Below are 21,067 nucleotides of genomic sequence, written 5' to 3' on the forward strand. Positions count from 1 at the left end.
AATGTTTCGACAAGATGCTTTACTTATAAACGTCCGATCCGGTCGGAGGTGCGCCATTCCTGCAACGCTAGGTCCCTGGCGGATTGCGGAGCGGCGTGCGGCACGGCATGAAATGACGAAACGGCCCGATTTTCATGGGTCTGGAGGGGGAACGAAAGGTGACGCAACAACGGGTGCGGGTCGTCATCGTGGGCGGCGGCACGGCCGGATGGATGGCAGGCGCCGCTCTGGCCCGTCTCCTTTCGGGACAGTGCACCGTCCGATTGATCGAGTCGGAGGCGATCGGCGTCGTCGGTGTCGGCGAGGCCACCCTGCCCCATATTCGCGCTTTCAACGAACGGCTTGGCATCCCCGAGTCCGAATTCATGGCGCGCACCCGGGCGACCTTCAAGCTGGGGATCGAGTTTCGCGATTGGGGCCGAATCGGGGATAGCTATATTCACCCGTTCGGCACCTTCGGGCGCGGCAGTGGCGCGATCGACTTCCATCATTACTGGACGCGGCTGCGCCGCGAGGGGCATGACCTGCCGCCGCTGGATGAACTCTCCTATGCCTGCAAGTTGGCGCGCGAAGCGCGGTTCGACCATCCCGTTCGCGGCGAGGGATCGTTACCATCCACCTTCGGCTATGCCTATCAATTCGACGCGCTGCTCTTCGCCCCCTATCTGCGTGGTCTGGCCGAGGAGGCCGGTGCGGTACGGACCGAGGGGATGGTCGTCGATGTCGAGCGAGACGGCAAGAGCGGGCTGATCCGCGCGGTCACGCTGGCAGGTGGCGAGCGGGTCGAGGGCGACCTGTTCATCGACTGCTCGGGCTTCCGCTCGCTGCTGCTGGGCCAGACGCTGGCGGAGCCGTTCGAGGATTGGTCGAAATGGCTGCCCACCGACCGGGCGGTGGCGATGCCGTGCCGGACCGAAACCGCCGTCACGCCCTATACCAGCGCGATCGCGATGCCCGCCGGATGGCGCTGGCGCATTCCGCTCCAGCATCGGACCGGCAATGGCTATGTCTATGCCAGCGACTTCATCGCCGATGGGGACGCCGCCCTCGCGCTGGAACAGGCGATCGAGGGCGAGCCGCTGGCCGCCCCCCGCCTGCTCCGTTTCAAGGCGGGGCGGCGTCGCCGGAGCTGGGTCGGCAATTGTGTCGCGATCGGCCTCGCCAGCGGATTTCTCGAACCGCTCGAATCGACCAGCATCTATCTCGTCCAGCAGGCGATTACCGCGCTGATCGAACTGTTTCCGGACCGGCAGGCCAGTGCCTCCGACCGCGACGAGTTCAACCGGATCATTGATCTGGAATATGACCGAATTCGCGACTTCCTGATCCTCCATTACCACGCGACGGACCGGGACGATTCGCCGTTCTGGAATTACGTCCGGACGATGGAGATACCCGATAGTCTGGCCGAAAAGCTGGACCTTTGGCGCCGACGCGCCCGCGTCGTGAAGTATCGCGAGGGCGTGTTCCTGGATGCCAGCTGGATCGCGGTCTATCTGGGCCAGGGCATCGTGCCCGAAGGATGGGACCCGCGCGCCGATGTGGCGGGCAGCGCCGACCTGCTGCGTGCCGTGGGTGATCTTCGCGTCGAGATTGCGCGCGACGTCGCCATGCGGCCCGATCATCGCGGCTTTCTGGCGCGCTACTGCCCGATGGTGGACGCGGCATGACAGCGGCGGGACCGATCCGGACCGTGCTGGTCGTCGGCGGCGGGCTGACCGGCTGGTACGCCGCCGCCGCGCTGAAGCGCCGCGCGCCGTTTCTCGACGTAACCCTGCTGGCGACACCAGTCGCGGCGGCGGCGTTGGCAGACCGCATCACGTGCACCCTGCCCTCGCTTCCGGGGTTTCAGGCCGACCTGGGCATCGGCGTGGATGACGGGGTGACGCGCGCCGGGGCAGGCTATCGCCTGGGCACGCGCTTCGTCGGCTGGGCGGAGGGGTTGCCCGATTATGTCCATGCCTATGGCCCCTATGGCCATGCCATTGGTCCGGCGGCGTTCCACCTCCATTGGGTACGTTCCGCACGCAATGGCATGGCGCAGCCTTTCGATGCCTATTCCCCCGCCGCGCGGATCGCTCGCGATGGCCGTTTCGCCCCGCCCGCGTCCGGCGGTATCTTCGGCGCGCATGACTTCGGCCTGACCCTCGACCCGACCCGCCATCCGGCGATGATCCGCGCCTTTGGCCAGCATATCGGTGTGCGGGACATGGTCGGTGCGGTCGCGGAGGTTCGCCTGGACGATCGCGGCCACGTCGCCTCCGTCACCACGGAGCAGGGCCGGACGCTGACCGCGGACCTGTTCATCGATGCCAGCGGCCCGGCGGCCATGCTGCGCGGCGCGATCGACGCGGATCGGCAGGATTGGAGCGCGTGGCTGCCCTGCGACCGGGTGTTGCTCGGCAGGCGTCCGTCTGGCGAGGGGGCTCCGGTACTGACCACCGTCTCCGCGCATCGGGCGGGTTGGCAATGGTCGAGCGGCGAGCAAACCGGCCTTGCCTATTCGAGCGCCCATCTGCCCGATGCCGAAGCGACGGCGATGCTGGCGAAGGATGGCTCGTCGGTCGCGCCCCCCATCACGGTCCGCCCCGGCACGCGCCCCCAGGCCTGGCGGGGCAATTGCATCGCGATCGGCGATGCCGCGACCCAGATCGAGCCGCTGGAATGGTGCAATCTCCATCTGGCATTGAGCGCGATCGACCGGCTGATCACGATGCTGCCCGACCGTGCCATGGCCCCGGTAGAGGCGGCGGACTTCAACCGCCAGACACTGGCCGAGGCGGAGCGGATGCGCGATTTCCTCGCCGCCCATTACCGCACCGCACGCCGCCCCGAGCCGATGTGGCAGGCGGTCGCGCGAGCCGAGCCCCCCGCCAGCCTCGCCCACACGCTGAGCCAGTTCGCCGAGCGGGGCCGCCTGCCCTTTTACGAGGAAGAAACCTTCGCGCGGGACAGCTGGGCCGCGATATTGCTGGGCCAGGGGTTCCTGCCGCGCCGTATCGATCCGCTCGTCCATGGCGTGTCGGCGACCGAGGTGCAGGCGGTCATGAGCCGCCTGTCGGACGCCATTACCGACGCTCTGCCCCAAATCCCCGCCCACGCCGAATGGCGCGCGGCCCAGATGAGACGCCTTGCCCGATGAGCGTGACGCCCCCCCATGACCATAGCATCCGCCGCGTCGTCATCGTCGGCGGCGGCACCGCCGGCTGGATGGCCGCCGCCGCCTTCGCCCGGCTGTTGAACAACGGCTATACGCAGGTGACGCTGATCGAATCGGAGGAAATCGGTACGGTCGGCGTCGGCGAAGCGACGATCCCGCCGATCATTACCTTCAACCAAATGCTGGGGCTGGACGAGAATGACTTTCTTGCCGCGACCGGTGGTACGTTCAAGCTGGGGATCGAGTTCGTCGACTGGGGCGACAAGGGCGAGCGCTATTTCCATCCCTTTGGTCGGTTCGGCCACGACCTTCAGGGCGTGCATTTCCACCAGCTCTGGCTGCGCGAGCGCAACCGCCGGGCGATTCCCGACATCGCCGACTGGTCGATGAGCGCGGTCGCGGCGCGGCAGCGACGCTTCGGCCGCGCCAAGGCGGATGCCCGCTCGCCGATCCGCGAGCTGTTCTATGCCTTCCACTTCGATGCCTCGCTCTATGCCCGTTACTTGCGCGGCTATGCCGAGCGCGGCGGCGTCACCCGGATCGAGGGGCGGATCGACGCGGTGAATCTGCGCCCCGAGGATGGCCATGTCGAGGCGGTGACGCTGGCCGATGGACGGCGGATCGAGGGCGACCTGTTCATCGACTGCTCGGGCTTTCGCGGTCTGTTGATCGAGGAAGCGCTGGAGACGGGGTATGAAAGCTATGCCCGGTGGCTGCCCTGCGACCGCGCGGTCGCGGCGCCGTGCGCCCTGCCCGACCCGCGCGAGCCCGATCCCTTCACCCGCGCCACCGCACGCGACGCCGGGTGGCAATGGCGCATCCCGCTGCAGCACCGGATGGGCAATGGCCTGGTCTATTGCAGCGAATTTCTGGACGACGAAGCGGCGCGCGCGCAACTGGTCGACAGCCTGGAGGGCGAATTGCTGGGCGAACCGCGCCAGTTGCGCTTCACGGCGGGACGGAGGCGGAAAAGCTGGAACCGCAACGTCGTGGCGCTTGGTCTGTCGAGCGGATTTCTGGAGCCGCTCGAGTCGACCAGCATCCATCTGGTGCAGGCGGCGATCCAGCGGCTGATCGCGCTGTTCCCCGACACGCGCTTCGATCCCACCGAGCGCGACGAATTCAATCGCCAGATACACGACCTGTACGAGGATGTGCGCGACTTCATCATCCTGCATTACAAGGCCACACGGCGCACCGACACACCCTTTTGGGACCGGGTCCGCACCATGGAGGTGCCGGAAAGCCTGTCGCGTAAGATGGCGCTATGGGCGGGCAAGGGGCGGCTGTTCCGCGAAGGCTATGACCTGTTCGCCAATCCCAGTTGGGTCGCGGTGTGCCTGGGCCAGGGTCTGGTCCCGCAAAGCTGGGAGCCTGCCGCCGATGCGCTGGACGAGGATCTGGTCGCGCAGGCGCTGGAGCAGATACGCGGCGGCTATGCCGATACGGCGGCGCGATTGCCGAGCCATGGCGATTTCCTGCGCATGACCGCGCCCTCCCCATTGGCCCCCGGCCTGACCGGAGCGTCCGATGCACCGGGCGGCGGTTTCGATTTCACCCGCACCGCACTAGGCGCGACCGGCGCGCGAGGTCCCCTGTTATGAAACGGATCGTCCTTCCCCTGCTGGCGCTGATCGGGATCGGCGCCAGCGACGCCCCTGGCCCGCATCTCAACCAGATCGGATTCCGCCCCGACACGGCCAAGCGCGCGATCCTCGCCGCCATCGGATCGGCGCCGCTGCCATGGCAATTGCTGGACGAAGGCGGTCATGTCGTCGCGCAAGGGCGGACCGCACCTTTCGGCGCCGACGCGGCATCGGGCGACAAGGTCCATCGGATCGACTTCGGCAGCTTTGCCACGCCCGGCACCTATCGCCTGCGGGTCGATGGTCAGGTCAGCCACCCCTTCGCGATTGAGGCGGGGCTGTACCGTCCCCTGGCACGCGCGGCGCTCAACTTCTTCTATCAGCAGCGCGCCGGTGTCGCGATCGAGGCACGCTTTGCCGGTAGCCCGCAATGGGCGCGCGCGGCGGGTCATGTGCGCGAGGTCGTGACCTGCTTCAAGGGCCCCGATCTGGCGGGCACGAACTGGCCGGGCTGCCCCTATAGGCTCGACGTGACCGGCGGATGGTATGATGCGGGCGACCAGGGTAAATATGTCGTCAATGGCGGCATCTCGCTATGGATGCTGCAGAATCTCTATGAGATCGACGCGGCATCGCCCCCCTTCCCCGATGGCAGCGCCACACTGCCCGAGGCCGGGAACGGGATCAACGACCTGCTCGATGAAACACGGTGGGAAATGCGGTTCCTGCTCGCCATGCAGGTGCCCGATGGGCAGACGCTGGCATTGCCGGTCGGGCGGCAGGGACGCGGGCCATACCGGCTGACGCCCGTCGATGCCGGGGGCATGGCGCATCACAAGATCGCCGACCGCAACTGGACCAGGCTGCCCACCGCGCCGGCCGACGATCGGGAAGAGCGGCTGCTCTATCCGCCCAGCACGGCGGCGACGCTGAACCTTGCGGCCACCGCCGCGCAATGCGCCCGCATCTGGCGGGGGATCGATGACGGCTTTGCCAAGCGTTGCCTCGTCGCGGCGGGCAAGGCCTATAGGGCCGCGTTGCGCAACCCCGACATCTATGCCGCGCAGGCATTCAATGGCAGCGGCGGTTATGGCGATGGCGACCTGTCGGACGAACTGTATTGGGCGACCGCCGAACTCTATGCCGCGACCGGCATGCCCGAACTGGCCGAGGCGCTGAAGCGAATGCCGCTCCACGACGCGCCGCTCACCGCCGAGCCGAGCTGGGCCGGGACCGCCGCGCTGGGCACCATCACCCTGGCGACCGCCACCGGCGTCGTCCCGTCCGAACGGACGGCGGCACGGGCCAAACTGATCGCGCTCGCCGACCGGTTTGTGGAGGAGGAAACCCGGTCGGGCTATCATATCCCCTACGCCTCGACCGCCTATAGCTGGGGCTCGAACAGCGTCCTGATGGGTCGCGCGATGATCCTGTCGCTGGCGGCGCGGTTCACGGGCGAGGAACGCTATCGCGACGCCGCCGTCGATGCGATGGACTATGTGCTGGGCCGCAACCCGCTCGATCAAAGCTATGTCAGCGGCTTCGGGTGGAAACCGATGACCAACCCCCATCATCGCTTCTGGGCGCATCAGTTCGATGCGAAGACCCCCGGACCGCCGCCGGGCGTGTTGAGCGGGGGCGCGAACAGCACCAGCTTTCCCGAACCGGCATCGGCTCCGCTCAAGGGGCATTGCATCGGCCAACGCTGCTGGATCGACGATGCGCGCGCCTATGCCCATAACGAGGTCGCGATCAACTGGAACGCGCCGCTGGTCTGGGTCGCGACCGACCTGACCCGCCCCTTGGCCCCTACGCGCTGACCCCGTCGCCCCCTGTTCCGATCACAAAAACCATATCATTTGCAGAGAGGATTTTAGATGGACCGTCGCAATTTCATGAAGACCGGCATGGCGATGAGCGGTGCCGCGCTCGCCACGGGCGGAGGCAGCCTGGCCGCCGCTCGTGCCGCCGCCGCTCAAGGACAGGATTTGAGCTTTCCCAAGGACTTCCTCTGGGGTTGCGCCACCGCCTCCTACCAGATCGAGGGCGCGGTGAAGGAGGACGGTCGCGGGCAGACCAACTGGGACGTCTTCTCGCACACCCCCGGCAAGGTCGCCAATGGCGACACCGGCGACGTCGCCTGCGACAGCTATCACCGGTACAAGGACGACATCGCGCTCCTCCAGAATCTGGGCGTCAAGGCGTACCGCATGTCGATCGCCTGGTCGCGCATCTTCCCCGAGGGGCGCGGCAAGCCCAATCAGAAGGGCCTGGACTATTACAACCGCGTGATCGACGGGTTGCTGGCGGCGGGTATCCAGCCCAACGTCACCATGTTCCACTGGGATTTGCCCCAGGCGCTGCCCGGCGGGTGGCAGAATCGCGACACCGCCAAGGCGTTCGCCGACTATGCCGGGTTCATGGCCGGCAAGCTGTCCGATCGCGTCCACCGCTTCATGACGGTCAACGAACTGCGCTGCTTCACCGATCTCGGGCATATGGTCGGCATCCACGCGCCGGGGCTGAAACTGCCGCAGGGCCAGGTGAACCAGGTCCGCCATCACGGCGTCCTCGCCCATGGCCTGGGCGTCCAGGCGATCCGCGCCCATGCCAAGGCCGGGACCGAGGTGGGCATCGCGGACAATGCCAGCATCTTCGTGCCCGTCATCGAGACGCCCGAGCATATCGAGGCGACCAAGAAGGCGATGCGCGACGAAAACGCCATGTTCCTGACCGCCGTCATGGAAGGCCGATATATCGACAGCTATCTGTCGGCGGCGGGGGCCGATGCGCCCAAGGTGCAGGCGGGCGACATGGCCGCGATCGGCAGCCCGCTCGATTTCGTCGCGCTCAACATCTACACCCCGACCTTCGTCAAGGCGAACCCCGACGATCCGCGCGGCTATACGCCCCTGCCCCATCTGGCGCACTCGCCGCGCATGGCCTCGCCCTGGCTCTATGTCGGTCCCGAAGCCGCCTATTGGGGCGTGCGCGCGGTCAGCGAGATGTGGAAGCCCAAGGCCATCTACATATCCGAGAACGGCACCTCGGCCGACGACGTGCTGAACGACAAGGGGATGGTCGATGACGGCGACCGGATCATGTATCTGCGCAACTATCTGGGCCAGTTCCGTCGCGCGGCGGCGGAGGGATACCCGCTCAAGGGCTATTTCCTGTGGAGCCTGATGGACAATTTCGAATGGGCCGATGGCTATGCCCTGCGCTTCGGCCTGCACCATGTCGACTATGCCACCCAGAAGCGCACTCCGAAGCTGAGCGCGCAATGGTATAAGGAACTGATCCGCCGCAACGCGCTGGTCTGATTATTCCTCAGCGAAACGAAGAAGCCCGCCGGTCCCATGGTGACCGGCGGGCTTTCTTTATTCCATCACGGAAAGGGATCAGAAGCGGAAGCGCAGCCCCACGCCATAATAGCGGCCCTCGTCGCGGATATCGCGCGGATAGGACAGACCATCGCCATATTGCGCATAGTTGTTGAATGGCTGCGCCAGAATATTGGCCGCGTCGAACGTGATCGTGACTTCCTTCATAATGTTGTAGTTGAACGAGAAATCCAGCCGCTGGATGCGGGTCGTGCCCTCACCGTTATACACGCCCTGAGCGTTGACGAAGTTGCTGTTCAGGAACGCATCGCGATTGTTGAACGACAGCCGGGTCGAGACGTCACCCTTTTCGTAGAACAGCGCGACGTTATAGGTCCAGCGCGACAGATTCGGAATACGAACGAAGGGCGGCTCGGTGGCCCCACCTACGCTGCGGAAGACGTTGGCGGGATATTGCTGTTCGCCGACCAGAAAGGTCGTGTTGGCCTGGACGCCGATCCCGCTCCACAGGCCCGGCAGGAAGTCGAGAAAAGTCTGTGCGCCCAGTTCGAAACCCTTGATCCGCCCCTTGCCCGCATTTTCCGGACGGGTGATTTCCAGCAGACCATAGACCGGGTCAAGCGTCCGGTTGGTATAGTTGCTGATGAAGCCCTTCAGATCGCGGTAGAAGGCCGCCGCGGTAATCGAAGCCGTCGGCGAGAAATAATATTCGACCGTCGCGTCGAAGTTCTTGGACGTCAGTGGTTGGAGGTCCGGGTTGCCGCCATTGCCATAGGCATCGGGACGCCCCTGAAGCCCAGGTCCGAACCGCGTGTCCGGCACGGGGTCGGCCACCGGCGTCGCGGTGTTCTGCGAAATATAGATGGCCGGATTCAGCTGGCCGAATTCCGGCTTCGTCCGGGTGATCGTGAAACCGAAGCGGACCTGTAGCTTGTCCGTCGGACGCACGCGCAGGCTGACATTGGGCAGGATGTCGACATAATTGGCCTTCACGCTACGCGGCTCGGCGCGGGTCACGCCGTTGAACGTGACGTTCGACACGCCGCTATAGCGGCCGACCGTGTTGACAACGCGCGCACCAATCAGTCCGTCGAAGCGGAAGGTCCCGATATCGAATTCATATTTGGTCTGGCCGTAAAAGGCATAGGTTTTTTCGCGAGCCAGGAAGGTAGAAAGCGGATCGAGCTGGACCGTCGGCGAGGCGAAGCGGTTCAACGCATCGCGATAACCCTGGTCGGTCGGATTGCCCGCGACGATTCTCTGCAACGCTTCATAGGAGAATTGGCGAAGCTGGGCGGCGTTCCCCGCAATCCCCTCCCGCGTCGGCATCAGCCAGCTGGTGAAGCCCTGATTGCCGCGGAAGGCGTTCTGCGTCAGCGCCAGGTCGCCGGTCGGCGTCTGGTTCAGCGGGATCGCCAGCCATTCGGTATAGGCATAGCGATTGCCCTGACGCAGCGAGGCATCGCGATCGGTCCACCGGACACCGATCTGAAGCTTGGGGAACAGCGACAGGTTGGTCTCGAAATCCAAATCGCCGCGCCACTGCCAGCCCTTGCCCTGAACGCGATAGGTGCGCTCATAATAGCCGCGCCAGATATAGTTGTTCGGGTCGGCCGGATCGAAGCCCGGCAGCGAGAAGGACGATCCGTTGTCGACGAAGAACCGGACGTCAGCCGTCGGCGCGCGCGAGAAGGCGCTGTCGAAACTCCATTCGTCGCTGCCATATTCCGACGTGGTATACGCCAGGTCAGTCGAGAAATGGGCCGGGCCCAAATCCCATTTGGCTCCGCCCGCCACCTGATACGTGTTGGTATAGGCGCTCGCCGTGCTGCGATACGCCTCGGGCCGGATACCGCCGGTCTTGGTCAGGCTATCGACCTGCCGCGGCTCTCCATCGCGCAGGACGACATTGGTATAGCTCGGCGCGCCGTCGAGGACCGGCACGCGCAGCCAGTCATTGGCGATCTCGCCGCGATAGCTCTGGTACAGGAAGTCATAATAGATTTCGAGATTGTGCGCCGGACGCCACTGCGCGCTGGCATTGATGGCCGGGCGCCAACGCTTGCCGCTGTCGTTAAAGACGCCCACATTGACCGGGATCTGCCAGCCGCGACCGGCCGAGGCGGGGCTGATCGTCGAATTGGCGCTGGGGCTGGTCACATAGCCATCGGCCCAGCGGACCGCGTTGCGATATTGCGCCTGGGTATAGGCGGCGTTGATCAACCAGCCGATCTCGCCGATTGCCGTATCCGCCCGCTGGCTGATGAGCAGATTGCCCAGCGGGTCGAACTTCTTCGACTGGTCGTTATAGGTGCCGCGAATACCGCCCGCGACGGTCAGGCCCTTTTCGAAATCGAAGGGGCGGCGCGAACGCACGTTGATCAGACCCGCCAGACCGGGTTCCAGCAGATCGGCGGTGCCCGACTTATAGACTTCTAGACCCGCAAGTGCGCCCGCCGGGAAATCCTGAAGCGCGGCGCGGCGATTCTCGGCAGTGAAGATGTCGCGACCGTTGAAGGTCGTCGCCACGTCCGGCAGACCGCGCACCAGCACCTGAGTCACTTCGTCGCTGTACCGGTTGACCTGGATGCCGGTCACGCGCGCGAGCGACTCCGCCGCCGTATTGTCGGGCAATTTGCCGATGTCCTGCGCAACGATGGCGTCCAGGATCGCATCCGAGTTACGCTTGATCGCCTGCGCGCTGCCCAGGCTGGCGCGGTAGCCGGTGACGACAATGTCGCGCGGGTCGGCCTGCTCGTCCTCCAGGCCGGTGGTCGAGGACTGGACCGGGCTACGATCCGGAACTTCCTGTACATCCTGCTGGATTCCCACCTGCGTCTGGGCTTCGATCGGCGCATTGGGATCGGACGTCTGTGTGGTGCTGGCAGCGTTGCCGGTCTGGGCCGAAGCGGGCGCGGCGATCAGCGCCAACGGCGCAACCGACAGCAACAGGACGTGATGCCTCATCAGAACTCCCCTCATATGGTCCGAACTTTCGGTACCTCTTGGGGTCATTTGTCAGACTATCCCCTCATTCGGTCAAGCCATGCATGACAAAATAATGAGACAGACTTCACTTCGTGGATTTTCGGTCACACCAATGAAGTTCGCAGCCGCAGCAATGTTAGCGCAATCAATGTGCTAACATATTGTATTTGGAGATTTTAGATTCTGCTTCCATGGCGACGACACTTATCGCCTCTTGTCGGTCTTTTTGGCAAAGCGACATGGTAGGCCGGGGGCCATGCCCCCGGACCTGACGATCTAGATCAAGATCGGGCCATTGGCGACGGGCCGCCCGAATTCCGGCGTGCCATCAGCGCGATAGCCGAATCGCTGAACCCGCGTATCGCGATTGGGGTCGTAGAGCGGATCGCCGGTGATCCGCTCATAATCGCGGGCGTGATAGACGAGCACGTCCCTGCCCGCCCGGTCGACCGTGAAGCTGTTGTGGCCTGGGCCATAAATATGCCGCGCGGCATCGGTGCGGAACACTGGCTCGGGCGACTTGGTCCAGGCGGCGGGGTCCATCAGATCGGCATCGTCGCGCGCGGTCAGCATGCCCATGCAGTAACGCGCATCGGTCGCGCTCGCCGAATAGGTCATGAAGATGCGGCCGTTGCGGATCAGCGGCGCAGGCCCCTCCGCGACCTTGAACCCCTGAACCTCCCAAGGCAGCGTCGGCACGGTCAGCCGGGCGGGACGCGCCGCAAGGGTCGTCGGGGTGGCGAGCGGCGCGAGATAGAGGTTGGAGTTGGTGTCGATCCCCGGTTCCTTCTGCGCCCAGGCCAGATACCGGGTGCCACGATGCACGAAGGTCGTGGAGTCGAGCGTGAACGTGTCCCACGGCGTCTCCAACTGACCCAGCAGCGACCATTTGCCCGTCACCGGATCGGCCCCGTCGCATTGCAGCACATAGGTGCGGATATGGAAGACATCGCCGCCATCACCCGCCGCGACATAGACATACCAGCGACCATCGATCTGGTGGATTTCGGGTGCCCAGATATGGCCCGCCATCCTGCCCGATGCAGGCCGCCGCCACAGCACGGTCTCCGGCGCGGTGGCCAGACCGCCGATGGTCCTGGCTCGGCGCAGGATCACCCGGTCATATTCGGGGACCGAGGCCATGAAGGTATAGAGCCCGTCCGCCTGAAGCGCGATCTGCGTATCGGCGCGTTGCCGGACCAGCGGGTTCGTCACCCGCTCGGCCAGGCCGGCCTTCGACTTCCGGCTCCATGCGGGCGCCGCGGCCAGCGCCACACCACCCGCCACCAGGGCACGACGGGTCAACTCGATCTTGGTCATGGCGTCTCCTTCTCTACGATGGGCCAACCGCTTTCGTCCCAGCGAAGCCGGGCGATCCGCAGCGTCGAGGCCCCCTTGGCCGCCGCGTCATAGGCATGGTGGATCAGGTAATCGCGGCCGTCCCGGTCATGCAGCACGCCGGCATGGCCCGGACCGCGAAACCGGTCACGTCCCTCGGCATCGGCCCGGAGCAACACGGTGCCGCCGCCCTCCCGCATGGCGCGCCCCGATCGGTCGAGATACGGCCCCTCGATCGATCGCGCGCGACCGATCCGCAGATGGTAACTGCTCTTCGTTCCCCGGCAGCAAAAGTCGAACGAGACGATCAGCCAGTACCAGCCGCCATGATCGATGATGAACGGCGCCTCGATCGCATTCACGCCCTGCCCCGGCATACGCCGCGCGATCATCGCGGGCTTGGCGTCACGCGCGGGCTTTCCCGTCTTCGGATCGAGCCGAACCAACTGAATCCCACTCCAGAAGCTGCCAAAGGCGAGCCACTCGCCCCCCTGCCGATCGCGGGCAAAGGCGGGGTCGATCGCATTATAGTCGTCCCCCTCCTGCGAGGCGATCACCGGTCCCTCGTCACGCCAGCCATGATCGGGGCGCGCCGGATCAAGGGTCGCAGCGGTCGCCAGACCGATCACCGAACGCTGCTTGCCGAAGCCGGAGACCGAGTAATAAAGCCGATAGCGCCCGCCGACCCGCGCGATGTCGGGCGCCCACATATCCTTCGCACCCGGCACCGCCGCCAGCGCCCAATCGGGAATAGCGGTCAGGGGAGAGGGTAATGGCGTCCAGCGCCGCAGGTCCCGCGACATCCGCGCCACCAGCGGCCCGCGACCGCGCTGCCCGGTCGAGTAGGAGTAATAGACGCGCCCCTCACGGATCAGGACGGGGTCGTGCGCGGGAACGATGTCGCCCGACAGCGTCAGGTCGCGCGGTGCGGATCGCAGCGTCTGTCCCGCCAGGACCAGGGCACCGGTCAAGAGCATCAGGCGCATGACACACAGGCTCCTGGATCGGCCCAATTGGCGCATGCGCGGCGGCGTCCTCTCTTATGTCCATGTCATTGAGATCGCACGGCGTCGATCCGGCACCCTACCCGACTATAGTCGGACATATGCCAAGGCAAGCTGCTTTGTCGTTCGGCATCCCCTTGTCGAGCGCGGGATGACACGGCATCAAGCGGCCATGCGGATCGCCATCATCGATACCAGCAGCACGCGCGCCGCGATCATTTCCGATGGCTTGCGCGAGGCGGGGCTGACCGATCTGGTGGTGATCGATCCCGCCGGGGCCCTTGCCGCCCAGGTCGAGCGCGCCGCGCCCGAGGTGGTGCTGATCAACCTCGAAAACCCCAGTCGCGACGTGCTGGAGGATTTCTTCACCATGTCGCGCGCACTCGACCGGCCGATCGCGATGTTCGTGGACCAGTCCGATGCCGAGGCGACCATGGCGGCGGTCGATGCGGGCGTGTCCGCCTATGTCGTCGACGGCTTGGCCAAGCAGCGGATCAAGCCGATCCTCGATCTGGCGGTGCGCCGCTTCCAGGCCTTTTCCCGGCTTCAGGCCGAGTTGGCCGAAGCGAAGACCGCGCTGGCCGACCGGCAGGTGATCGACCGGGCCAAGGCGATCCTGATGCGCCGCCGGAGCCTTGCCGAACCCGCCGCTTATGCGTTGTTGCGCAGCCACGCCATGACCAGCAATCGCCGCATCGCCGACGTGGCGGAGGCGATCGTGACCAGCGAGCAGCTGATGGGAGGTTTGCCATGAGCCTCGACATGTTCCGTATCGGGTTCCTGCCGCTGGTCGATGCCGCCCTTCCCATCCTGGCGCGCGAACGGGGCTTTGCCGAGGCCGAGGGTATCGAGGTCCAGTTGGTCCGCGACGTGACCTGGGCGGCGGTGCGCGACCGTTTGCTCTATGGCCATACCGATGCCGCGCATCTGGTCGCGCCGCTCGCCATTTCGACCGCGCTGGGCCGCGACCGGCCGGCAGTGCCGATGGCGGTGCCGTTCGTGCTGGGGCTGAACGGCAATGCCATTACCTTTTCGATCGCGCTGGGCGAGGCGGTAGGCCTGGGCGAGGCGCTGGGCGATCCGATCGCGATCGGGGCCGCGTTGGCGCGGGTGGCGGAACAACGGCGTGCGGCGGGCCGGCCGCTGCGGTTCGGCGTCGTGCATCGCCATTCCAGCCATAATTATATGCTCCGCTATTGGCTGGCCGGGGTCGGCATCCGCCCGGACAGCGACGTCGAGATCATCGTCACCAGCCCCCCCTTCGCCGCCGATGCGCTGGCGGCGGGCGAGGTGGACGGCATCTGTGTCGGCGAGCCGTGGAACTCGATCGCGGTCGATCGCGGCGTCGGCCGGATCGCGCTCGCCACCGCGCAAATCTGGCGGCGCGGGGTGGAAAAGGTGCTCGCCCTGCGCGGCGACCGGGCAGAGGAGCGACGCGACGGCGTGCTGCGGCTGATCCGTGCGCTTCATGCGGCGGCGGCGCATTTCGTCGATCCGGCGACCGTGGAGGACAGTGCCACCATCCTCGCGCGGCCGGAATATCTGGACGCACCGGTCGATGCGATCCTGCGCGCGATCACCGATCGCATTCGCCTCGTCCCTGGTGGCGAGCCGATCCACTATCCCGACTTCATGTTCCAGTATCGCGAAGCAGCGAATTTTCCGTGGCGCAGCCAGGCGGGTTGGCTTTACGCGCAAATGGTGCGCTGGGGCCTGCCCTTCTCACCCGAAGACGCCGCGACTGCGCAGGGAGTGTTCCGCCCCGACCTGTACCGCGCCGCGCTGGCAGGCTCGGGCGCGCCGTTGCCGGGCGCCAGTTCCAAGCTGGAGGGCGCGTTGGTCGAGCCGATCGGCGCGGGCTCGACGCAAGGCCGGCTCGTCTTGGGAAGCGACCGCTTCTTCGACGGGCGGGCGTTCGATCCGGACGATATTCCGGGGTATCTCGCGGAATTGCCTTGAAATTTCTCCCCTGTAAGGGGAGGTGGCAGGGCGGAGCCCTGACGGAGGGGTGTCCCGCTCTCGATAGGGTGACACCCCTCCGACGCGCTGCGCGCGCCACCTCCCCTTACAGGGGAGAAATGAGTGTTTTTGCTGCGATTGCGAAAGCCTCTTGCGCTGATACGGCGAATCAGGCAATTTCCGATCCGTCCGGCAATGGAGTCGGGCACGAGATAGCAGCGATCGCCGCTCCAACGACGGGGTAGCGCGCTGGCGGAAGCGGGATCATCCCGCGTTTCGCTTGGAGGCAACGAAGCCGCCAGGATGTGACCCACGGGTTTACGTCCTGGCGGCTTTTTCCGTTTGGGCTTGGATCGGGGGTAGCACAATGGCGACAGCATTTTGGGATGGCAGCAAAAAGGAAAAGGCGGCCGATGACGGCGGCTTCTGGTCGAGCGGGCATACGCCGACCCTGATCGCGGCGTTTCTCTATTTCGATCTGGCCTTCATGGTCTGGGTGCTGCTCGGGCCGCTCGCGCCGCAGATCGCGACGAGCCTCGCCCTCACCCCGGCGCAAAAGGGCGTGATGGTCGCGGTGCCGACGCTGGCGGGTGCGATCCTGCGCGTGGTCAACGGCCTGCTGGTCGACCGGATCGGGCCGAAGCGTGCAGGCGCGATCAGCCAGATCATCGTGATCGCGGGTCTCTTCTCCGCCTGGATGCTCGAGGTCAGCAGCTTCGGCGGTACGCTGGCGCTGGGCGTGATCCTCGGCTTTGCGGGCGCCAGCTTCGCCATAGCGCTGCCGCTTGCCAGCCGCTGGTATCCGCCCGAGCATCAGGGCAAGGCGATGGGTCTGGCGGGCATGGGCAATTCGGGCACGGTGCTCGCCGCGCTCTTCGCTCCCGCGCTCGCCAAGCTGTTCGGCTGGAACGCGGTGCTGGGTCTGGCCTGCATCCCGCTGAGCCTCGTCTTCATCGCCTATATGGTGATGGCGAAGGACGCACCGGGTGCACCGCCGCCGCGCCGTTTCGTCGAATATCTCGCGCCCTTGAAGCAGGCCGATGCCTGGTGGCTGATGGGCTTCTATGCCGTCACCTTCGGCGGGTTCGTCGGGCTCGCGGCCAGCCTGCCCATCTATTTCACCGACCGGTTCGGCCTGACCCCGATCCAGGCGGGTTACGCCACCGCCGCCTGCGTCTTCGCCGGCTCGCTGGTGCGGCCGATGGGCGGCGCGCTCGCCGATGCGATCGGCGGCGTGAAGGCGCTGACCGCGGTATTCCTGGTCGCCGCCGCAACCCTGACCGGCGTATCGCTGGTCGACGGCTTCACCGCCTCGCTGGCGCTGTTCGTCCTGTCGATGCTGGCGCTGGGTGTCGGCAACGGCGCGGTGTTCCAGCTGGTGCCGCAGCGTTTTGCGGCCGAGATTGGCGTGATGACCGGCCTGGTCGGCATGGCGGGCGGCATCGGCGGCTTCTACCTCGCCTCCTCGCTGGGCTTCGCCAAGCAGTGGACGGGCAGCTTCTCGCCCGGCTTCCTGATCTTCGCGGCGCTCGGTATCCTGGCGGTCACTGGACTGACGCTGGTGAAGGCCCGTTGGCGGCGCGATTGGGCGACCGCCGGAACGGTGCGGATCTGAACCATGCGCGCCTTTTCCTCCCCTCTCCTGCTGTCGGCCTCCATTCTCGTGGCGGCGCCCGCCGCCGCGCAGACGGTCACGCTGAAGCCGCTGGCCGAAGCCCGGTTGCGGTGGGAGCAGGTCGATCAGGACGGTCTTCCCCAGACATCGGATGCGGTCACCGCCCGCATCCGGACCGGGGTGGTCGCGACCTCCGGCGCATGGTCGGCCCTGGCGGAGGCGCAGGGCAACCTGGCCATCGTCCCCGACTATTTCGATGGCGTTCACCCCAATCCCAACCGCCCGCTGATCGGCGATCCGCAGAGCATCGGCCTGTACCGCGCACAGGTGCAGTACAAGTCGGCGCCCTTGACCCTGACCGTGGGGCGCCAGCGTATCGCACTGGATGACGAACGCTTCGTTGGTCAGGCTGCGATCCGCAACAATGGCCAGACCTTCGACGCGGTGCGTGCCGAATTGGTCCCGGTGAAGGGCGTGAAGGCGGATGTCAGCTATGTTTGGGGCGTCCGCACCGTCTGGGGCATCGATGGCAACGGCATCCGTCCCCGCTCAGTCGGGGGCAACACGGTGCTCGCCAATCTCGGTTGGGCCTCTCCGATCGGCACGCTGACTGGCTTTGCCTATCTGATCGACGAGGACGAGGCCGCGGTGCAGGGTTTCCGCCTGTCGAGCCAGACCTATGGCGCGCGTCTGGCAGGCAACCGGCCGCTGGGCAAGGCGAAGCTGTCCTATCAGGCGAGCTGGGCGCGCCAGTCGGACTATCACCGCAATCCCAATAGCTATTCGGCCGATTACTGGCTGGCCGATGTGGCGCTCGATCTGAACGGCCCGCGCCTGGGCGGCGGTTACGAGGTGCTGGGTGCCGATAAGGGCCAGGCGCTGACCAGCTTCCAGACGCCCTTGTCCTCGATCTTCAAGTTCCAGGGTTGGGCCGACAAGTTCACCACTACCCCGCCCGACGGCATCCGCGATCTCTATGCCAGCACCGGGTGGGGCTGGAAGCAGGTCGGCGCGGTCAAGGCGGTCAGCCTGTCCGCCATCTGGCACCGTTTCGAGAGCGATCGGCTGATCCGTCACTACGGCAACGAGATCGACGTGCTGGCGCAAGGCAAGGTCGGCCGCACCACCGCCTCGCTGCGCTACGCCGATTATCAGGCGGATCGCTTCGGCGCGGATACCAAGAAATTCTGGCTCCAACTGGACTGGACCATCTGATGGAACACACCCCCGTCGTCGCGGCGACCGATACCCGCGAGCACCTCATCGTAATCGGTAACGGCATGGCCGGATGCCGCGCGGTCGAGGAATTGCTGGCGCGCGATCCCGCCCGTTACCGCATCACCATCTTCGGCGCCGAGCCGCTGGTGAACTATAACCGGATCATGCTGTCGCCTGTGCTGGCGGGCGAGAAGACGTTCGACGAGATCGTCATCAACGGGCTCGACTGGTATGCCAATAACGGCATCACCCTGGTCAGCGGCGATCCCGTCACCGCGATCGACCGGACGGCGCGAACGGTCACGGCGAAGAGCGGCATGGTGCTGGATTATGACCGGCTGCTGATCGCGACCGGCTCCGACCCGTTCATCATCCCTGTGCCCGGCCACAACCTGCCCGGCGTCATCAGCTTCCGCGACATGAAGGATGTCGAGCATATGCTCGCCGCCGCGGAGCGGGGCGGCAGCGCGGTCGTGATAGGCGGCGGCCTGCTGGGCCTTGAGGCCGCACACGGGCTGAGCCTGCGGGGCATGACCGTCACCGTCCTCCATCTGATGCCGACGCTGATGGAACGGCAGCTGGACGAGGCGGCGGGCTGGCTGCTGAAGCAGGCGCTGGAGGCGCGCGGCCAGACCGTGTTGTGCGGCGCCGATACCGCCGAGATCGTCGGCGACGGCAAGGTCGAGGCAATCCGCCTGAAGGACGGGCGCGAGATTTCCGCCGACCTGGTGGTGATGGCGGTCGGCATCCGCCCCTGCGTCGCGCTGGCCCGCGCCGCCGGGCTGGAGGTCGGACGCGGTATCAAGGTGGACGACCATATGGTCACCTCCGATCCGCGCATCCTGGCGGTCGGCGAATGCGTCGAGCATGACGGACAGGTCTACGGCCTGGTCGCGCCACTCTGGGACATGTGCCGTAGCCTCGCCGATGCGCTGACCGGCGCGCCTTCGGGCTATCGCCCCACCGCGACTGCGACCAAGCTGAAGGTCGCCGGACTCGACGTCTTCTCGGCGGGTGATTTTAGCGGCGGCGACGGCGCGGAGGACATCGTGCTGCGCGACGCGAGCCGCGGCATTTACAAGCGCGTCGTGGTCAAGGACGACCGGATCGTCGGCGCGGTGCTGTACGGCGACACCGCCGACGGCAACTGGTATTTCGACCTGCTCAAAAAGGGCGAGAGCGTCGGCGACATTCGCGACGCCTTGATCTTCGGCCAGGCCTTCGCCTCGGGAGGGGGGCAAGCGGACCCTAAGGCCGCCGTTGCGGCGCTCTCCGATACGGCGGAGATTTGCGGCTGCAACGGCGTCACCAAGGGCCAGGTCGTGTCGTGCATCGCCAAGGGGGCACATAGCCTCGACGCGGTGCGCGCCACCTGCAAGGCATCGGCAAGCTGCGGCTCGTGCACCGGGCTGGTCGAGACGTTGCTCGCACTCACCCTCGGCGACGAGGTGGAGGCCGGGCCGAAGACCATGTGCAAATGCACCAGCTTCGGTCATGACGATGTCCGTCGCGAGATCGTCGCGCAGGGAATGCGCGCGATCCCCGAAGTGATGCAGAAGCTGCACTGGTCGACGCCGGACGGCTGTTCGTCGTGTCGCCCGGCGCTCAACTATTATCTGCTGTGCGCGCTGCCCGGCGAATATGTCGACGACCAGCAGAGCCGCTTCGTCAACGAACGGATGCACGCCAACATCCAGAAGGACGGCACCTATTCGGTCGTGCCGCGCATGTGGGGCGGGATCACCAGCCCCACGGAATTGCGCGCGATCGCCGATGTGGTCGAGAAGTTCAACGCGCCGATGGTCAAGGTGACCGGCGGCCAGCGGCTCGACATTTTCGGCATCAAGAAGGAGGATCTGCCCGCCGTCTGGGCCGATCTGAACGCGGCGGGCATGGTCTCGGGCCATGCCTATGGCAAGTCGCTGCGCACCGTGAAGACGTGCGTCGGCTCCGAATGGTGCCGCTTCGGCACGCAGGATTCGACCGGTCTCGGCGTCAAGCTGGAGCGGGCGACCTGGGGGTCATGGATGCCGCACAAATTCAAGATCGCGGTGTCGGGCTGCCCGCGCAACTGCGCCGAGGCGACGATCAAGGACTTCGGCGTGGTCTGCGTCGACAGCGGCTATGAGCTGCACGTCGGCGGCAATGGCGGGATCAAGGTCCGCGCCACCGACCTGCTCTGCAAGGTGGCGACCGAGGCGGAGGCGATGGAGATGTGCGCCGCCTTCATCCAGCTTTACCGCGAGGAAGCCCGCTATCTGGAGCGGACCGCGCCGTGGATCGAGCGTGTGGGCCTCGCCTATATCCAGTCGCGACTGCTGCCCGACGCGGACGAGCGCGCCGAGCTGGCGCGCCGCTTCTTCTATTCGCAGCAATTCATGCAGGACGACCCCTGGGCGGCGCGGGCCGCCGGGGCCGATCGCGAAATGCACGCACCCATGGCGCGCTTCACCCCGCAGGAGGAATTGGCATGATTGGCGAATGGCTGGACATCGGCTGGGTGAGCGAAATCCCGGTGCGCGGCGCCCGCACGGTCCAGGTCGAGGGCGGTCACGACATCGCCGTCTTCCGTACCGGCGAGAACAAGGTCTTCGCGCTACTCGACCGTTGTCCGCACAAGCATGGCCGGTTGAGCCAGGGCATCGTCCATGGCGGTGCGGTGGCCTGTCCGCTGCACAATTGGCGGATCAGCCTGACCACCGGCGAGGCGCTGGGCGAGGACAAGGGCTGCACGCCGGTGGTACCGGTGAAGATCAGCGGCGGGCGGGTGTTGATCTGCCGCGCCAGCACGCTGAAGGCGGCGGCGTGAGCAGTAACCACCTCCCTCTCCCCTCCGGGGAGAGGGTCGGGGTGAG

General features: G+C 66.1%; 14 protein-coding genes. 11 read left to right on the forward strand and 3 right to left on the reverse strand.

Annotated elements, in window-relative coordinates; genetic code table 11:
* Positions 1-134 precede the first annotated feature (134 nt).
* Genes NZL82_RS12725 through NZL82_RS12745 form a run of 5 tightly spaced genes read left to right on the forward strand, consistent with a single transcriptional unit; the run spans position 135 to position 8,069 of the window.
* On the forward strand, positions 135-1,670 hold the full coding sequence (locus NZL82_RS12725; RefSeq protein ID WP_261270124.1) for a tryptophan halogenase family protein: 1,536 nt from the start codon (positions 135-137) through the stop codon (positions 1,668-1,670).
* The gene (locus NZL82_RS12730) at positions 1,667-3,142 is read left to right on the forward strand and encodes a tryptophan halogenase family protein (protein ID WP_261270125.1); all 1,476 of its coding nucleotides are present in this window, start codon (positions 1,667-1,669) and stop codon (positions 3,140-3,142) included. The genes NZL82_RS12725 and NZL82_RS12730 overlap by 4 nt, the downstream gene beginning before the upstream one ends.
* Positions 3,139-4,764 carry a tryptophan halogenase family protein gene (locus NZL82_RS12735; protein WP_261270126.1) on the forward strand — a complete coding sequence of 542 codons (1,626 nt, stop codon included), beginning with the start codon at positions 3,139-3,141 and terminating at the stop codon, positions 4,762-4,764. The genes NZL82_RS12730 and NZL82_RS12735 overlap by 4 nt, the downstream gene beginning before the upstream one ends.
* Complete coding sequence (locus NZL82_RS12740; protein WP_261270127.1) at positions 4,761-6,566, forward strand: glycoside hydrolase family 9 protein; 1,806 nt, start codon at positions 4,761-4,763, stop codon at positions 6,564-6,566. The genes NZL82_RS12735 and NZL82_RS12740 overlap by 4 nt, the downstream gene beginning before the upstream one ends.
* 57 nt (positions 6,567-6,623) lie before the next feature.
* A complete protein-coding gene (locus tag NZL82_RS12745; protein WP_261270128.1) occupies positions 6,624-8,069 on the forward strand; it encodes a GH1 family beta-glucosidase in 1,446 nt (481 codons plus the stop codon).
* Between the two features lie 78 nt (positions 8,070-8,147).
* On the opposite strand, the gene NZL82_RS12750 is transcribed toward NZL82_RS12745, so the two are convergent.
* The 3 genes from NZL82_RS12750 to NZL82_RS12760 form a co-directional block, all read right to left on the reverse strand.
* Entirely contained in the window at positions 8,148-11,057 is a 2,910-nt protein-coding gene (locus NZL82_RS12750) for a TonB-dependent receptor (protein WP_261270129.1), read from the reverse strand.
* A 297-nt stretch (positions 11,058-11,354) separates the two neighbouring features.
* Complete coding sequence (locus NZL82_RS12755) at positions 11,355-12,398, reverse strand: glycoside hydrolase family 43 protein (protein WP_261270130.1); 1,044 nt, start codon at positions 12,396-12,398, stop codon at positions 11,355-11,357.
* Positions 12,395-13,402: an arabinan endo-1,5-alpha-L-arabinosidase gene (locus tag NZL82_RS12760; protein WP_261270131.1), complete on the reverse strand. Its 1,008-nt coding sequence runs from the start codon at positions 13,400-13,402 to the stop codon at positions 12,395-12,397. The genes NZL82_RS12755 and NZL82_RS12760 overlap by 4 nt, the downstream gene beginning before the upstream one ends.
* Before the next feature lie 190 nt (positions 13,403-13,592).
* On the opposite strand from NZL82_RS12760, the gene NZL82_RS12765 reads away from it, so the two are divergent.
* The 6 genes from NZL82_RS12765 to nirD all read left to right on the forward strand — a co-directional run bounded on the left by NZL82_RS12765 (position 13,593) and on the right by nirD (position 21,021).
* Positions 13,593-14,174: an ANTAR domain-containing response regulator gene (locus NZL82_RS12765; protein ID WP_261270132.1), complete on the forward strand. Its 582-nt coding sequence runs from the start codon at positions 13,593-13,595 to the stop codon at positions 14,172-14,174.
* Positions 14,171-15,379, forward strand: a complete 1,209-nt coding sequence (locus tag NZL82_RS12770; protein ID WP_261270133.1) for a CmpA/NrtA family ABC transporter substrate-binding protein — start codon at positions 14,171-14,173, stop codon at positions 15,377-15,379. Before NZL82_RS12765 ends, NZL82_RS12770 begins: the two co-directional genes overlap by 4 nt.
* Before the next feature lie 367 nt (positions 15,380-15,746).
* Positions 15,747-16,994 (forward strand): NarK/NasA family nitrate transporter, encoded by a 1,248-nt coding sequence (locus NZL82_RS12775; protein WP_261270134.1) that lies wholly within the window; start codon positions 15,747-15,749, stop codon positions 16,992-16,994.
* Between the two features lie 3 nt (positions 16,995-16,997).
* Positions 16,998-18,209: an alginate export family protein gene (locus NZL82_RS12780; RefSeq protein ID WP_261270135.1), complete on the forward strand. Its 1,212-nt coding sequence runs from the start codon at positions 16,998-17,000 to the stop codon at positions 18,207-18,209.
* Positions 18,209-20,686, forward strand: a complete 2,478-nt coding sequence (gene nirB / locus NZL82_RS12785; protein ID WP_261270136.1) for a nitrite reductase large subunit NirB — start codon at positions 18,209-18,211, stop codon at positions 20,684-20,686. The genes NZL82_RS12780 and nirB overlap by 1 nt, the downstream gene beginning before the upstream one ends.
* Positions 20,683-21,021 (forward strand): nitrite reductase small subunit NirD, encoded by a 339-nt coding sequence (gene nirD, locus NZL82_RS12790; RefSeq protein WP_261270137.1) that lies wholly within the window; start codon positions 20,683-20,685, stop codon positions 21,019-21,021. Before nirB ends, nirD begins: the two co-directional genes overlap by 4 nt.
* Positions 21,022-21,067 lie beyond the last annotated feature (46 nt).

This window comes from Sphingomonas sp. LC-1, from assembly GCF_025371035.1.
GTDB lineage: Bacteria > Pseudomonadota > Alphaproteobacteria > Sphingomonadales > Sphingomonadaceae > Sphingomonas > Sphingomonas sanguinis_E.

Bases quoted from the DNA above. Each gene is read 5' to 3' on its own strand.
- NZL82_RS12750 (WP_261270129.1), bottom strand. From the start codon at position 11,057: ATGAGGCATCACGTCCTGTTGCTGTCGGTTGCGCCGTTGGCGCTGATC.
- NZL82_RS12755 (WP_261270130.1), bottom strand. From the start codon at position 12,398: ATGACCAAGATCGAGTTGACCCGTCGTGCCCTGGTGGCGGGTGGTGTG.
- NZL82_RS12765 (WP_261270132.1), top strand. From the start codon at position 13,593: ATGCGGATCGCCATCATCGATACCAGCAGCACGCGCGCCGCGATCATT.
- nirB (WP_261270136.1), top strand. From the start codon at position 18,209: ATGGAACACACCCCCGTCGTCGCGGCGACCGATACCCGCGAGCACCTC.
- NZL82_RS12725 (WP_261270124.1), top strand. From the start codon at position 135: ATGGGTCTGGAGGGGGAACGAAAGGTGACGCAACAACGGGTGCGGGTC.
- NZL82_RS12770 (WP_261270133.1), top strand. From the start codon at position 14,171: ATGAGCCTCGACATGTTCCGTATCGGGTTCCTGCCGCTGGTCGATGCC.
- NZL82_RS12735 (WP_261270126.1), top strand. From the start codon at position 3,139: ATGAGCGTGACGCCCCCCCATGACCATAGCATCCGCCGCGTCGTCATC.
- NZL82_RS12760 (WP_261270131.1), bottom strand. From the start codon at position 13,402: ATGCGCCTGATGCTCTTGACCGGTGCCCTGGTCCTGGCGGGACAGACG.
- NZL82_RS12745 (WP_261270128.1), top strand. From the start codon at position 6,624: ATGGACCGTCGCAATTTCATGAAGACCGGCATGGCGATGAGCGGTGCC.
- NZL82_RS12730 (WP_261270125.1), top strand. From the start codon at position 1,667: ATGACAGCGGCGGGACCGATCCGGACCGTGCTGGTCGTCGGCGGCGGG.
- NZL82_RS12740 (WP_261270127.1), top strand. From the start codon at position 4,761: ATGAAACGGATCGTCCTTCCCCTGCTGGCGCTGATCGGGATCGGCGCC.
- NZL82_RS12775 (WP_261270134.1), top strand. From the start codon at position 15,747: ATGGCGACAGCATTTTGGGATGGCAGCAAAAAGGAAAAGGCGGCCGAT.
- nirD (WP_261270137.1), top strand. From the start codon at position 20,683: ATGATTGGCGAATGGCTGGACATCGGCTGGGTGAGCGAAATCCCGGTG.
- NZL82_RS12780 (WP_261270135.1), top strand. From the start codon at position 16,998: ATGCGCGCCTTTTCCTCCCCTCTCCTGCTGTCGGCCTCCATTCTCGTG.